Below are 14384 nucleotides of genomic sequence, written 5' to 3' on the forward strand. Positions count from 1 at the left end.
GTTTTAAAATGGAGAACCTTTGGTCATAACTGTAATGATCAGCTATTTCATGTCAGGAGGATATAGAAGGATGAAAAAAATCTGGACACTTGCTGCAGCAGCCCTGCTCGTCGGCATTGGGGCTTGGATGGTTGTCGGAAAGACGCAACCTGTCATTCGCGAGATGCCTGAAGTGCAAATCGTCAGTGCCAAGGGAGAAAAAATCGGCACGGCAACGCTGACGGAAGAGGGTGGCGGAGTGAAGCTTCGGATCAAGGCCAGCCAGCTCCCCCCGGGAAAACACGGCTTCCACATTCACGAGTCGTCATTTCAAGGACAGGATTTCAAGGCGGCCGGCGCCCATTTCAACCCGTACGGCAAAAAGCATGGTTTCGACAACCCGGAGGGGCATCATCTGGGGGACATGCCCAACTTGACCGTCAAGCCGGATGGAACCGTCGATACGGAGGTCATGCTGAACAACGCCACCTTGAAAAAAGGGGAGAAGAACTCGCTGTTAGGCAAGTCGATCATCATTCATTCCGGTGAAGACGATGGCAAAACGGATCCGGCCGGAAACTCCGGAGACAGGATTGCCGGCGGTGTCATCGCTGAATAAAAAGAACCTGATTGACAAGAAAAATTTCATAAACTACGATGGGAAGTGACTACGGAAGGGTGTGCGATGCGCAACCCTTTTCTTATTTTGAAAGGATGGGTCGGTTGTGGACACTTTGCGCCAGTTGGGTTGGTTTTTCCGCAAGTACTGGAAACGATACAGCTTTGGCATTCTCATCTTGTTCACGATCGATCTTTTGATGCTGTGGCCGCCGCGGTTGATCGGCGAGACCGTGGACCGCATGCGGACTTCCGCACTGGATTCGCATTCCCTGGGAATGGCCGTCGCCACCCTTGCAGGACTTGGCGTGTTGATGTACGGCCTGCGCTTCTTGTGGCGCTACCTGCTGTACGGCGGATCGCTTGCGCTGGGAGTGACCTTGCGCAGAAGGCTGTTTGGCCACCTGACCAGGATGACGCCTTCGTTTTACCAGCGGCGCCGGACGGGCGACTTGATGGCGGTCGCTACCAATGACATTCCGGCGATTGAAATGACGGCAGGCGATGGCGTACTGACGCTGGCTGACTCGCTTTTCATGACGATTCTTACTTTTTCTACCATGCTGATTGCGATTGATTGGAAGCTGACCTTGGCTGCGCTGCTGCCGATGCCGTTTTTGGCCTGGGCTACGGCCTTTTACGGCAAACTGCTGCATGAACGGTTTTACGCTGCCCAGGAGGCGTTCGGCAGGATGAACGATTACGTGCAGGAATCAGTCAGCGGAGTCAGGGTGCTGCGTTCCTTCGTTCAGGAGAGGCACGATGTCGAGGCTTTCCGCAGGGTGAGCGAAGAAACGCTGCAGCGCAATGTGGGCGTCGCCCGGATAGACGCATTGTTCGAACCGACGATTACGGTCATTATCGGGTTCAGCTTTTTAATCGGGTTGGGGTATGGCTCGCTGCTGGTGTTTCACAGCCAGATTTCTTTGGGAGATTTGGTCGCGTTCAACATGTACCTGGGGTTGTTGATCTGGCCGATGTTTGCGTTTGGCTGGATGATCAACATCATTCAGCGCGGGGGCGCTTCCCTCAAGCGTCTGCAGGAGCTGTTTGCCGAACAGCCAGAGGTGACGGATTCCGCCGATGCAGACGGCGACCTGGCTGCGGGAGGCATCCGGGCGGAGAAGCTGACTTTTGTCTACCCGGGGGCAGAGAGGCCCGCCCTGCAGGACGTATCCTTTTCCCTGCGCCGGGGGGAAACGCTTGGCGTGGTAGGGAGGACCGGCAGCGGCAAGTCCACGCTTTGCCGCCTGCTGCTGCACCAGTATCCGCTGGAGCAAAACCGCTTGTTTTTTACGGAGAAGCCGATAGAGAGCATCAAACTTGCCGCGCTGCGAGGTTTGCTTGCCTACGTCCCGCAGGAGCATCTGCTCTTCTCGCGCTCGATCCGGGAGAACGTCGCTTTCGGCAAACCGGATGCGACAGATGAGGAAGTCTGGCAGGCTTTGCGCCAAGCGGAGCTGGCGAGCGACATCGCCTACCTGCCCGACGGGATTCAGACGCTCGTCGGGGAAAAAGGCGTGATGATCTCCGGCGGACAAAAGCAGCGCATCTCAATTGCCCGGGCGCTGCTGCTGAACCCGGAGATTTTGATCATGGACGATTCCCTCTCTGCGGTGGACGCCCGAACGGAGGAGCGGATCCTTGGGCATCTGCGCGAGACGCGGGCAGGCAAGACGACCATCATCACCGCCCATCGCCTGTCAGCCGTGGAGCACGCCGACCAGATCATCGTCCTCGACGAAGGAAGGATCGTGGAGCGCGGTACCCATGATGATTTAATGAGGCTGGGAGGCTGGTATGCGCAGCAGTACCGGCGCCAGCAGATGGAAGATCAAGTGAGCGAATGGAAGAGGGGCGTCGGCGGATGAACGGGCAGAGAGTCTGGCGAAGGCTTGTCGGATATGCCAAACCGTTTCAGCGGCGGATATGGTTGGCCTTGCTGCTGCTGATCCTCAGCACCGGCGCGGAACTGGCCGGCCCGTTTCTGGCCAAGGCGGCGATTGACAACCACATTCTCGGCATTCAAAGACGGTGGTATCACTATGATTCACTGCCGCCATCCGCGCTTGAACAAGGAATCAATCACGTCCAAATCAATGACTTTTACCTGATTCGGGAAGACTGGCTGCCGCAGGATCAACGGCAAGGGCTGGCAGCTCTCGGCAGGGAAAATCGAATCCTGCCGCAGGGGACGACTTACTATCTGGTGGACGGGACGATCGCTTCCAATCAGGAATATACAGTGGCTTCACCCGCAGGGGACGCGGACGGAAGGAATGCCGTTTTGGTGACCGGGCGCGGAGGGGAAGAGGAGCGGCTTGCGGCCGTCAGGTTGAGCCGCCGGGAAGTCATGCAGCTGTATGCTTATGACGTGGCTCCGCTGTTGTGGATATCGGGCGGCTATGCAGCCCTTATCTTTCTGTCGGCGGCGCTTCAGTACTTCCAGCTGCTCTCCCTGCAGACGACGGCACAGCGGATTATTCAAAGCATGCGAATGGAGATTTTTACTCACCTTCAAAAGCTGCCGATCGCTTTTTTTGACCGGACGCCGGTGGGCCAGCTCGTCTCCCGCGTCAGCAACGACACGGAGGCGGTGCGTGAGCTGTATGTCAGCGTCCTGGCCACGTTCGTGCAAAACGGGGTCTTCCTCTTCGGCATCCTGATCGCGCTGTTTTTGCTGCAGCCTGCCTTGGCGCTCGGTTTTTGTCTCATCCTGCCGTTCATTATCGCGCTGGTCGTCCTGTATCGCCGCTACAGCTCGCGCGCCTTTGCCGTCATCCGCAGCAGACTGGCCGAGATGAACACGACCGTCAATGAAATGATTCAAAACATGGCGATTGTTCAAGCGTTTCGGCGGGAAGAGAGCGCAGCGGAAGAGTTTGCCCGGCACAATCAAGGCTACTTCCAGGGACGGATGCGGGAAAACGTGCTGGAAGCGTACTTCCTGCGTCCGGCGGTTGACGTGCTGTACTACCTTGCCCTGACGCTGGTGATCTGGTATTTTGGCGCCGCTTCGCTGCGGGGCTCTGTCTCGTTTGGGGTGTTGTACGCATTTATCCTGTATATAGAGCGGTTTTTTGAGCCGATCAACATGATCATGTCCCGGCTATCGCAATTGCAGCAGGCGGCCGCCTCTGCCGAACGGGTGTTTGAGGTGCTGGATACGCCGGCAGTGGAGGAGACAGGCAAACTTCCTGTGCCAAGGCCGCAGGGCAGGGTGGTTTTTGAAAATGTCTGGTTCGCTTACCACGAGGAGCAGTACGTGCTGAAGAACGTCTCCTTTGCCGCAGAGCCGGGCCAAACCGTGGCGCTCGTCGGCCACACCGGTTCCGGCAAAAGCTCGATCATGAATCTGCTGCTTGGCTTTTACGGGCCCAATCGCGGCCGCATAACCGTCGATGGCACGGACATCCAGAGCATGGCACCGGGTGAACTACGCAAGCACATCGGACTCGTCTTGCAGGATCCGTATCTGTTCTCGGGCGATGTCTCGTTCAACATTCGCCTTTACAACGAGGCGATAAGCGACGAAGCGGTAAGGCGGGCGGCAGAGGCAGTCAAGGCTGACGAGTTTATCCGCCGGCTGCCGGGCGGATACAGCCACGTCATCGCAGAGCGCGGTTCGACGCTTTCTTCCGGACAGCGCCAGCTTCTTTCTTTCGCCCGGGCGCTTGCCGCCGATCCGGCGATCCTGATTCTCGACGAGGCGACGGCCAGCATCGACAGCGAGACGGAATCGGCGATACGGGAGGCGCTGCATGTGCTCTCACAGGGACGGACGACCTTCATGATCGCCCACCGCCTGTCGACGATTCAGCATGCCGATCTAATCGTCGTGCTGTCGCGGGGCGAGATCGTGGAGCGGGGGACGCATGAAGAATTGATGAAGCAAGGCGGGTTGTATCAGAAAATGTACCAGCTTCAGCAAGGGCAGCAGGCTGGTGGGGTAGATGTATCGTGACATCCTCTCATCATGATTTTCTTTCCTAAAGAACGGCGCAGGGAACGAAAGCGGCGACGCATATAGCCGACATGCTTGCCTGAAAAAAGGAAGCGGGTTCGCTTACCACAGCAAGCTGATGAAGACCGAGGTCAACCCCAATTGGGGTTTTGGCCGGATCGGAAACGCTTTTCATCTCGCAAGAAGTTTCCACAGGAATAGCCACGTACCAATTGGGTCCTTTCCGCAACAATTGAACCGTACCGCGATATTCCCGATTTAGATCCACCTTATGTTTTTGAAAGTAAGGGAAGTGGGTATGAACGATTTTGGTTTCAATAACCGGCAAGTAGAACTTTCCTGCATTTGTAGTAAAACCGATTGTGCGCTGGCGGGCGGGACGGCATTTGCACTGTTTCCGCTGGCAGGCAAGGCAGTCTGGCTGATGACTGCCCTGCTTGCGGTCGCCGGGGCCGCAGTTGGCTCCTTCTATTCACTGGGCCTGGCGTTTGCCGCCGACCTGCTGCCGCGCGGCATGGTTCCGACGGCCGGGATGATTGCGGGAATGAATTTCGCTCTGGCCAGCATGTTGGCGCCTAATTTGAACGGGTACCTGCTCGATTTTACGGGCCCGGGGACGATGTTCCTGGTCATGGGCGGATTATTGGGGGTGTTTGCGCTGCTGGGACTCTTTTTTCGCGAGCGCCGGGCGGAAGTGCACGAAAAAGGAATGGCCACGCAACCGGCAGACTGATGGCGGGCAAGCGGGGGAACGCCGGCGCCGGGGTTCCCCCGCAAGCGCATGCCTGTCCAGCCCAAAAGCGCAAGCCCGTCAAAAGTCGATCCGGACAAAATTCCGATTAGTGGGAAAAGTTGTGCATTTCCCCTGGCATTGCGCTAAAATAATGGGTAATAGAGCGTAAGTCAGGGGGTTCGTTTTTGCGTGATTATCCAGGTGACAGATCTGCACAAAAACTATGGCGATTTGGAAGTGCTGAAAGGGATTTCGACCACGGTGGACGAACGCGAAGTCGTCTGTGTCATCGGACCGTCCGGCTCGGGCAAGAGCACGCTCTTGCGCTGCTTGAACCAGTTGGAGCAGATGACCAGCGGGAAAATTGTCATCAATGGACACGATTTGACCGACCCGAAGACGAACATAAACAAGGTTCGTGAAGAAGTGGGGATGGTCTTCCAACGATTTAACCTGTTTCCCCACAAAACGGTGTTGGAGAACGTGACGCTGGCACCCATCAAGGTGAAGAAAATGAACCCGGAGGAAGCCAAATCACAGGGCCTGGCCCTATTGGCAAAAGTGGGACTGGGAGACAAAGCGGACGTCTACCCGGACCGCCTGTCGGGTGGGCAGATGCAGCGGGTGGCGATCGCCCGGGCCTTGGCGATGAATCCAAAAGTGATGCTGTTCGACGAACCGACGTCCGCGCTGGACCCGGAGCTGGTCGGCGAAGTCCTTGCCGTTATGAAAAACCTGGCGCTGGAAGGCATGACGATGGTGGTCGTCACGCACGAAATGGGGTTTGCCCGGGAGGTCGGCGACCGCGTCATCTTCATGGACCAGGGCGTGATCATGGAGGAAGGCAAGCCGGAACAGATTTTCAGCAACCCGCAGAATGAGCGGCTGCGCGGATTTTTAAGCAAGACGCTGGCGTAGGAATAAAACCGGTGTCCTGCGTCCTTTTGCTTTGGTGAAGATGGAATCCGAGAAAAGTGGGTGAGCTTCGTTCGTGGCACGCCAGCGGGGAAGCTGGACTGATCGTCTACACTCCAAAAAACGGCACGTCGACCAAAAATGACTGGGAGTAACTCAACGCAGGATTTGGTCGACAAGCGTGTGCCGTTTTTTTTCGTTCCGACTGGGTAGGCGTTGCCAAGGCCTGCGCTCGCTCCATTTTTCTCTACTATACCGTGATTGACTGACTTGCAACTTTTCCTTTCGTCTTCTCACATTCCAGCCGGGGTTATGGCCGATGATGGCGCCCCGACGTTTTGCCGGGCGGCAAGTTGGACAATCTGGCAGCTCGCTTCGTAAACAGGACTTCCCTTTCATTGGTGCACATCTGGTTACTTCCCTTGCTCCAACAGCTGGCTGACCGTCACAAAGCGATACCCTTTGGAGCGCAGGTCGGCGATCAAGTCCTGCAGGGCGGCCAACGTCTGTTTCTGATTGCGGCCGCCGTCGTGGAACAGTACGATATCGCCAAGGGAGACGTTGTTCTTTACGCTGTCGGCGATCACGGCAGCGGTTCGCCGCAGCGACCAATCGCGGGGGTCCACCGACCAGAGGATCAGGTCGTAGCCGGTCAATTGAACAGCGCTGCGTACGTCGTGCGTCATGACTCCGCCAGCCGGGCGGTAATACTGGCAGAGGACGCCGGTCGTTTTCAGGATGGATTTTTCCGCCCGCTTGATGTCGTCGTAAATCTCCTGTTCCGTCGCCCGGTTCAAGTCGTGGTGATAATAGCCGTGGTTGCCGATTTCATGCCCGGCTGCCCTGATTCTTTGGGCGATCTTGGGGTATTTGTCCACCTCCGAGCCAAGGACGAAGAAAGTGGCGGGGACACCGTTTTTCTGCAGCGCTTTTAAGATGAGCGGCGTGTAATACGGATCGGGTCCGTCATCGAAAGTAAGCGCGACGACTTTCTTTTTCGTGTCAATCCGATGGATGGGATTGCCGATCGCGCTGTCGGCGAATCCCACGGCAGCATGCAGGCAGACTGAAGCGATCAAAGACGCACAGAGCAAGAGACGCTTCAAGGTGTGTCACTCCTTTCCGCGAAATGTCCCTTTTAGCTTCACCGCCGTCCTGGATTTCATGCTTCCGCTGCTTCCTGCACAGGGGGCAATTTCTGACAAACGAATCAGGCGGTTATGGTACAATGAATGGAGCGAAAGAGAAGGGAGAGAGTAGCGTGGAGATCAACGGACTGCTGCACGGTTTGGTTCACGATTATCACGGGAAGGACAACCCGGTTGAATACTATCTGAAAATAGAAGAAACAAGACTTCCGCTGAATGAGCTGTTGGGGGAAGAACTGACGCTTACATATTTGGGCGAGAAGAATTGTATTGCCTGCGGGCGCAAAACGAACAAGACATTTAACAACGGGTACTGTTACCCCTGCTTCACCAAGCTGCCGGAAAACGATCTGTGCATCGTCAAGCCGCACGAATGCCACTTTGACCAAGGCACCTGCCGCGACGCCAGCTTTGGCGAAACGCACTGCATGATCCCTCACTACGTCTACCTGGCGCTGTCCAGCGACGTCAAGGTAGGGCTGACCAGGAAGCATAACGAATTGAAGCGCTGGGTAGACCAGGGGGCAATTCGCGCCATTCCCATCGCCGAGCTGCCGACCAGACGGATGGCCGGAGAACTGGAGTTTCACCTCAGCCAGTACCTCCCGGACAAGACCAATTGGCGAAAAATGCTCAAGGGGGAGGTAACCGAGGTGGATCTGCTGGCGATTCGCGACGAAGTGTACACCTACTTCCCCGAAGAGTTTAAGCCGTTCCGGCTGCGGGAGGACGAATGGGTCGAGATTACCTATCCGATTTTGGACAGCCTGGATAAAATTACCTCTTTATCGTTGGACAAGCAGGAGACCGTAAAGGGAAAGTTAATCGGGATGAAAGCACAGTATCTGATCTTGGATACCGGGGTGTTTCACACTCGCAAACACGCCGGATATCAGATTCGCGTATCTGCATAAGAAACGGTAATGGAAAGCGGGGGGATAAACCATGACGATCAAAGCGTATCTGTACGATAAATGCGGCACGTGCCGGAAGGCCAAACAGTGGCTGCGAAACGCCGGTGTGGACTTTACGGAAATCCCCATCGTGGAGCAGCCGCCAAGCAAGGATGAACTGCGCCGGATGTGGCAGAACAGCGGCCTGGACTTGAAGAAGTTTTTCAATACCAGCGGCCAGCTGTACCGGGAGCTGAACGTAAAGGAACGCCTGCCGCAGATGAGCGAAGAAGAGATGCTGGAGCTCTTGGCCTCTCACGGAAAGCTGTTGAAACGGCCGCTGATCACGGACGGTCAGCGCGTTACCGTCGGATTTAAAGAGCCGGAGATGGAAATTTGGCGTCAGCACTAGGCAGATTTTATGAATAAAACAAAAGCCTTGCGGGTATGATGATAGAGGTGACGAGAAGAACCTGCTTCTGCCAGGGGCCTCGATAGAAGGTTTTTTTATTGAAAATGATTCCTACTTTATATTGACTATAAATAGGCTTGTTTGTTATGATATCTCTGTACTTAAGTTTAGAGGAGGTCATTTACATGGCACAACGTTTGGTTGGTTTGCCCGCACCTGACTTTACAATGGAAACCGCTCTTGGCAACGGTAAGGACTTCGGAAAAGTATCCCTGTCCGACTACCGCGGAAAATGGTTGGTCTTGTTCTTCTATCCGGCCGACTTTACTTTCGTTTGCCCGACGGAGATCATTGCACTGAGCGATTCTTATGAAGACTTCAAGGATCTGGATGCGGACGTTTTAGCTGTTTCCACCGACTCGATCCACTCCCACCGCGCTTGGATCAACACTCCTCGCGACCAAAACGGTCTTGGCGGATTAAACTATCCAATCGCTGCCGACTTCTTGAAAACAGTCGCTCGCGACTACGGCGTGCTGGATGAAGAAAAAGGGGTTGCATTCCGCGGCCTGTTCATCATCGATCCGGAAGGCATTCTGCGCTATCAGGTAGTAACTGACCTGAACATCGGACGCTCCGTTGATGAGACCCTGCGCGTGCTGCAAGCACTGCAATCGGGCGGTCTCTGCGCTGCCAACTGGCGCCCAGGCGACAAACATCTGGAAGCGAAGTAAGAAACGGACAGACGTACAAAAAAGGGATCTAACCAAGTGCTGTTAGGTCCTTTTTTCTCATTTATTCTTTTACATAATTAGAAGGGAGATGTGTTTCATGCGCTTACGCGAAGAGTTGCCTGATTTCCCCGGGATTACGGAATGGGTAAACGGCCAGGTGTCAAAAGCGGATTTGGCAGGAAAACCCCTGCTCGTCCACTTCTGGTCTGTCAGCTGCCATATGTGCAAGGAATCCCTGCCGCAAATCAACGAGTGGCGGGAAAAATACGCGGAGCACAACCTGCAGGTCGTAGGGATTCACATGCCGCGTTCCGAGGCGGACACCGACATCAACAAGATTAAAGAGACCATCGAACAGTACGAACTGATCCATCCGATCGCCATCGACAACCAGATGACAACGACGGATGCCTTCCAAAACGAGTACGTGCCGGCGTATTACCTGTTTGACGAGTCCCTTCAGCTTCGCCACTTCCAGGCCGGCGAGAAAGGGTTGAATCTGGTGAAAAAACGCTTGCACCGAATTTTGGGGATTCAAGAGGAATCCTAGATCGTTTGTCCAATATACTATGGGATATGACTGATGGATGAATAGGAGGATTGTGAAGATGGAATTTCCAAAAGAGCTGCGTTACAGTGAAGAGCACGAATGGGTGCGTGTCGAAGGAAATAAAGTGTACATCGGCATCACCTCGTTCGCACAATCCGAACTGGGGGATATCGTGTTTGTGGAGCTGCCGGAAGTTGGAGCGACGATCAAGCAGGACGAACCGTTTGGCAGTGTTGAATCGGTAAAGACGGTATCCGAGCTGTACGCTCCTGTCAGTGGAAAAGTGTTGGAGGTAAACGCGGCATTGGAGTCGGAGCCGGAACTGGTAAACAGTTCACCGTATGAGAAGGCGTGGATGATCGTTGTCGAGTTGTCGGATCCGAGCGAGTTGGACAAATTGATGGATGCGGACAAATACGCAGCGATGGTGAAAGAGTAAGCTATCCTTTGAGGTCGGACGTTCGTCCGATCTTTTCCTTTGGTCGATAGGAATTTATAAATTTTGCCCTATCGACATAAGTGCAACTAAGGCTCCGCCCAAAAGCTCGGCGGAGCCAAGTTTTCTAAGATATTTGCGTTCGAACTAGTCCAAAAATACTAGTCAAGGCGGTTGTTTTCCGATAGAATGGCAGTAATCGGCTGCCTGTTTCAATTGGATAAAATGGTATGTTTTTAACCTGGCGGAAAGGGGCGTGGTAGGATACAATCAATAAAAAACGCAATGAGGTAAAGACTCATAGCGGCTGGGAGGGAGAGTCAATGAGTTTTTGTTGTGGCGCAGGCATGCTTGGTTCTTTTGGTACCGTTCGCCATTACAAGACTTTGGTTCACAATGTGCCAGTCATGTACTGCCCTGTTTGCAATCGTTTGGAAGTTCTCCCCGCTATTGAAGGAGAATTTGAGATCCTGGTAGAATACGCTCAAGGTGATAACGCTCCGGAAGTCGATTTCCGCGATTTCGTGAGCATTGACAATATGCCCCATTTATTCGATAATTGCACAATGACTGATGAAGGTAACTACGCAGAAGTCTTGAAACAACAGATTGATATCGCCCTTGACTTGATGGGTGTGGCGAAGGACCTGGACGACAGCGATTGGCGGGATCAGCTGAAAGCGCGCCTGACCAAACTGAGCCAGCGTTTGCGCCAGTACAACAAGCGCAAGGAAATCTCACAGCGGAGCGCCTAATCGCTCACAAGCTTTTGTCAGCCATCCAGAATGAATCGTCGAAGAATTGCTTGCCATTGGGAGGATTATGCGAATGCTTCATTTGCAACGCGTTCATCACATCGCGCTGAATTGCCGCGATGTAATGAAGGTAGCGGTTTTTTTTAAGGAGATCCTGGAGGTGCCAATTGATCTCAGCCAGGTATCGGAAACAGATCCGCTTTACTTTCAAGTCGGTCAGGAAACCCGGATTGGCCTGCATCCATACAGCAGCGAGGGACAAAACGGTATCGGGCAAGTTGACCACATCGCTTTTTCTGTTGCCAGCCGGGCAGAGCTGGATTACTTGGTTGATAAGTTGGAAGCAGAAAACATCTGCTATCGCGGACCGATTGAGCGTCCGCAAAGCTACAATCTCTACTTTGAAACCCCCGATGGGCATCATCTGGAGGTCAGATTGGATAAAGACGAAAACGATGACACTTGAACGCGATCAAGACATCAGAACGCTTCCGCTCTGCGATAACGGAGGCGTTTTTCGTCTTCTCCTTCTTTCATACCCCTAAAATAAATGCCTGAAACCACTTTCAGTATAAAATTGTTATTTTTCTTATTTGAAGGAAAGTGTCGATACTTTCTTCTCGGCACTGACAGTGAGCGACACAACTTCCCTCTGCTCGTCAAAGGATTCGACCCGCCTGTCTGCGAATGGGAAGGAAGTAGTCCGAGGAGGTGGCCAGATGGTCGGTTCGCTTCTTTCCTTGCTGGAGGCGTTTCGCGAACGGTTGGAGCAAAAAGCGTTTCTTTCCGCGTTGACCCATGGCTGGGAGCGGCGGGTTCAGGTAATGGCCCTGGACAGCGGGACCAGCTACTTTCTTACGTTTTGCCAAGGCAGGGTGGATGTGACGCAGGGTGCTGCCGATATGGCTGCCGATCTGCTGGTAAGCGGGGCGGAGCGGGATTTGCGCTGTCTATTCGCAGGAGAACGGCTTGCCTATCTCTACGCGCGCGAGGCAGTGGCCCTGCGGGGGACAGTGCGCGACCAGTTGAAATGGGACGCGCTGCTTCGCCTGACTGCAAAGAGCGTGTAGGGCGGTCCATCGTTTTATCAGGGGATGGCAGCAGGGCAGAACGATTTTCGGTATGTCCAGAGGAAGCAGGAGGGCACAAACGGGCAGGGTGTGCGGCAATGCCGTCATTCTGCCCGTTATTTTACGCTTTGTCTCGGTGATCGGTGCGGGTTATTTTCTGCTTTCAAGGCAACAATATGCATGAAAACCGGGTCTTCAAATATTTTTCACATCTTCGGCCAAAATTATGTGGCTTAATTCGTTTAATGTGATATACTAATTACATCAATCGATCAAATAGACAATCACATTGTGTGAATCCGGGGAAGGGGATCGTACAATATGGAAGCGAAGACAGCCAAACGACTAACTGACGTACTCGAAAAAGCTCATGTACAATACAACATGCCAGTAGCCAAATTGGTGGAGACCGCAATCGCGCGGGGGGAAGGTGTGCTGACTGATAAAGGTGCGTTTAATGCGCTCACAGGAAAGTTTACTGGCCGATCCCCGAAAGATAAATTTATTGTAGACGAATCGTCAGTTCGTGACAAGATCAACTGGGGGCCGGTCAATCAGCCGATCACCAGTGAAAAATTTGAACGCCTGCACGCAGATGTCATGGACTATTTGGAACAGAAAGAGCTGTTCGTCTTTGACGGCTACGCCGGCGCGGACGAGAAGTACCGCCTGCCGATCCGCGTGATCAATGAATACGCTTGGCACAACCTGTTTGCCCGCCAACTGTTCATTCGTCCGACGGAAGGGGAATTGGCTGGCCATCAGCCGGAGTTTACCGTGGTTTCGGCTCCTGGATTTAAAGCGGATCCCGCCGTCCATGGAACCAACTCGGAGACGTTTATTATCATCAGTTTCGAGCGGAAAATGGTTTTGATCGGCGGTACGGAGTACGCCGGCGAAATGAAGAAGTCGATTTTCAGCATCATGAACTACCTGCTGCCGGAGCAAAATGTGCTGTCGATGCACTGCTCGGCAAACGTCGGCAAAGACGGAGATGTCGCCCTGTTCTTCGGCCTTTCGGGAACCGGGAAGACAACGCTGTCGGCTGACCCTGAGCGCTTTCTGATCGGTGACGACGAGCACGGTTGGTCCGATCGCGGCGTGTTCAACATCGAAGGGGGATGCTATGCCAAGTGCATTCGCCTGTCGGAAGAGGGAGAGCCGCAGATTTGGAAGGCGATTCAGTTTGGCGCGGTGTTGGAAAACGTCGACGTCGACCCGCAAACCCGCCGGGCAGACTACGACAGTGATCGCTACACGGAAAACACGAGGGCAGCTTACCCGCTGGATGCCATCCCAGGTGCGGTCATTCCCAGTGTAGGCGGACATCCGGAGACGATCATCTTCCTGACGGCCGACTCCTTCGGGGTGATCCCGCCAATTTCCAAGCTGACCCGCGACCAAGCGATGTACCACTTCCTGTCTGGGTATACCAGCAAGATGGCGGGAACGGAACGCGGCGTCACCACCCCGCAAACGGAGTTTTCCACCTGCTTCGGTGCGCCGTTCTTGCCGCTTCGTCCGCTGGTCTACGCCGAAATGCTCGGCAAAAAGATCGACGAGAGGGGAGCACGCGTCTACCTGGTCAACACAGGCTGGACCGGCGGCCCGGTCGGCGTCGGCAAACGGATGAACCTTGCGTACACCCGCGCAATGGTAACGGCTGCCCTGAATGGTGAGCTGGAAAAGGCCGAATTTGTCACCGATCCGGTGTTTGGCGTTCAAGTGCCCACCACTTGCCCGGGAGTCCCGGCTGAGGTTCTCCAGCCGCGTGACACGTGGGCAGACAAGGAAGCTTATGACAGGCAGGCCAAGGAATTGGTGAGCCGATTCGCCGAAAACTTTGCGAAAAAATTCCCGGATGCCACCGACATCGTAAAGGCTGGCCCCAAACTGTAAATCTTCTGTCACATGGCAAAAACCTTCGCTTGGCCTTGCTTGCCGGCGAAGGTTTTTTTGCGTGCGAGCCGTTCCCTTGCACAACCGGCAGATTCTGATACACTAAATGGGTATGGATCAACAAGTGTGAACATGTAGATTTCATGTAGGAAAGGAGAGGCTGCCGATGGTTACCTCCGTTCAACAACCTGTCTCTACACTTTCGCTCAAGGAATGGGCAGTTGCCGTCAAGGCATTGGGAGAAGGGAAGCAGATCATCACGGTTCGCAAGGGCGGGC

Annotated in this window: 16 protein-coding genes; 15 read left to right on the forward strand and 1 reads right to left on the reverse strand. The window is 54.3% G+C overall.

Translation table 11 applies throughout. From position 1 onward, the window contains the following. The first annotated feature begins 70 nt into the window (after positions 1–70). The 5 genes from HGBM_RS12125 to HGBM_RS12145 all read left to right on the forward strand — a co-directional run bounded on the left by HGBM_RS12125 (position 71) and on the right by HGBM_RS12145 (position 6212). Positions 71–598 carry a superoxide dismutase family protein gene (locus tag HGBM_RS12125; RefSeq protein ID WP_019121373.1) on the forward strand — a complete coding sequence of 176 codons (528 nt, stop codon included), beginning with the start codon at positions 71–73 and terminating at the stop codon, positions 596–598. Positions 599–704: 106 nt separating this feature from the next. Next, the gene (locus HGBM_RS12130) at positions 705–2468 is read left to right on the forward strand and encodes an ABC transporter ATP-binding protein (protein WP_019121374.1); all 1764 of its coding nucleotides are present in this window, start codon (positions 705–707) and stop codon (positions 2466–2468) included. After that, a complete protein-coding gene (locus tag HGBM_RS12135) occupies positions 2465–4561 on the forward strand; it encodes an ABC transporter ATP-binding protein (RefSeq protein WP_019121375.1) in 2097 nt (698 codons plus the stop codon). Before HGBM_RS12130 ends, HGBM_RS12135 begins: the two co-directional genes overlap by 4 nt. 298 nt (positions 4562–4859) lie before the next feature. Beyond that, on the forward strand, positions 4860–5294 hold the full coding sequence (locus tag HGBM_RS12140) for an MFS transporter (protein ID WP_019121376.1): 435 nt from the start codon (positions 4860–4862) through the stop codon (positions 5292–5294). 189 nt (positions 5295–5483) lie between these two features. Continuing rightward, positions 5484–6212: an amino acid ABC transporter ATP-binding protein gene (locus tag HGBM_RS12145; RefSeq protein ID WP_019121377.1), complete on the forward strand. Its 729-nt coding sequence runs from the start codon at positions 5484–5486 to the stop codon at positions 6210–6212. A gap of 410 nt (positions 6213–6622) precedes the next feature. Here the strand turns inward: HGBM_RS12145 and HGBM_RS12150 are convergent, their stop codons facing one another. Then, on the reverse strand, positions 6623–7288 hold the full coding sequence (locus tag HGBM_RS12150) for a polysaccharide deacetylase family protein (protein ID WP_245552971.1): 666 nt from the start codon (positions 7286–7288) through the stop codon (positions 6623–6625). A gap of 182 nt (positions 7289–7470) precedes the next feature. Here HGBM_RS12150 and HGBM_RS12155 point away from each other — a divergent pair, with 182 nt between their 5' ends. From HGBM_RS12155 to HGBM_RS30350, 10 genes are all read left to right on the forward strand, one after another. Further along, on the forward strand, positions 7471–8271 hold the full coding sequence (locus HGBM_RS12155) for a DUF2797 domain-containing protein (RefSeq protein ID WP_019121379.1): 801 nt from the start codon (positions 7471–7473) through the stop codon (positions 8269–8271). Between the two features lie 31 nt (positions 8272–8302). Next, positions 8303–8662 (forward strand): arsenate reductase family protein, encoded by a 360-nt coding sequence (locus HGBM_RS12160; RefSeq protein WP_019121380.1) that lies wholly within the window; start codon positions 8303–8305, stop codon positions 8660–8662. Positions 8663–8847: 185 nt separating this feature from the next. Beyond that, positions 8848–9396 (forward strand): peroxiredoxin, encoded by a 549-nt coding sequence (locus HGBM_RS12165; protein ID WP_019121381.1) that lies wholly within the window; start codon positions 8848–8850, stop codon positions 9394–9396. 97 nt (positions 9397–9493) lie between these two features. Beyond that, positions 9494–9946, forward strand: a complete 453-nt coding sequence (locus HGBM_RS12170) for a redoxin domain-containing protein (RefSeq protein ID WP_019121382.1) — start codon at positions 9494–9496, stop codon at positions 9944–9946. A gap of 58 nt (positions 9947–10004) precedes the next feature. Beyond that, positions 10005–10385, forward strand: a complete 381-nt coding sequence (gene gcvH, locus HGBM_RS12175; protein WP_019121383.1) for a glycine cleavage system protein GcvH — start codon at positions 10005–10007, stop codon at positions 10383–10385. Positions 10386–10705: 320 nt separating this feature from the next. Next, positions 10706–11137: a hypothetical protein gene (locus HGBM_RS12180; RefSeq protein WP_019121384.1), complete on the forward strand. Its 432-nt coding sequence runs from the start codon at positions 10706–10708 to the stop codon at positions 11135–11137. A 73-nt stretch (positions 11138–11210) separates the two neighbouring features. Next, the gene (locus HGBM_RS12185) at positions 11211–11603 is read left to right on the forward strand and encodes a VOC family protein (RefSeq protein WP_019121385.1); all 393 of its coding nucleotides are present in this window, start codon (positions 11211–11213) and stop codon (positions 11601–11603) included. Between the two features lie 253 nt (positions 11604–11856). Beyond that, positions 11857–12207 carry a hypothetical protein gene (locus HGBM_RS12190; RefSeq protein ID WP_019121386.1) on the forward strand — a complete coding sequence of 117 codons (351 nt, stop codon included), beginning with the start codon at positions 11857–11859 and terminating at the stop codon, positions 12205–12207. A gap of 321 nt (positions 12208–12528) precedes the next feature. Next, positions 12529–14106, forward strand: coding sequence for a phosphoenolpyruvate carboxykinase (ATP) (pckA, locus tag HGBM_RS12195; protein ID WP_019121387.1), 1578 nt, complete (start codon positions 12529–12531; stop codon positions 14104–14106). Positions 14107–14272: 166 nt separating this feature from the next. Then, a partial coding sequence (locus tag HGBM_RS30350; protein ID WP_147512870.1) for a DUF1802 family protein occupies positions 14273–14384 on the forward strand: 112 nt, incomplete at its 3' end.

The sequence above is a fragment of the Brevibacillus massiliensis genome (assembly GCF_000311785.1).
GTDB lineage: Bacteria > Bacillota > Bacilli > Brevibacillales > Brevibacillaceae > Brevibacillus_C > Brevibacillus_C massiliensis.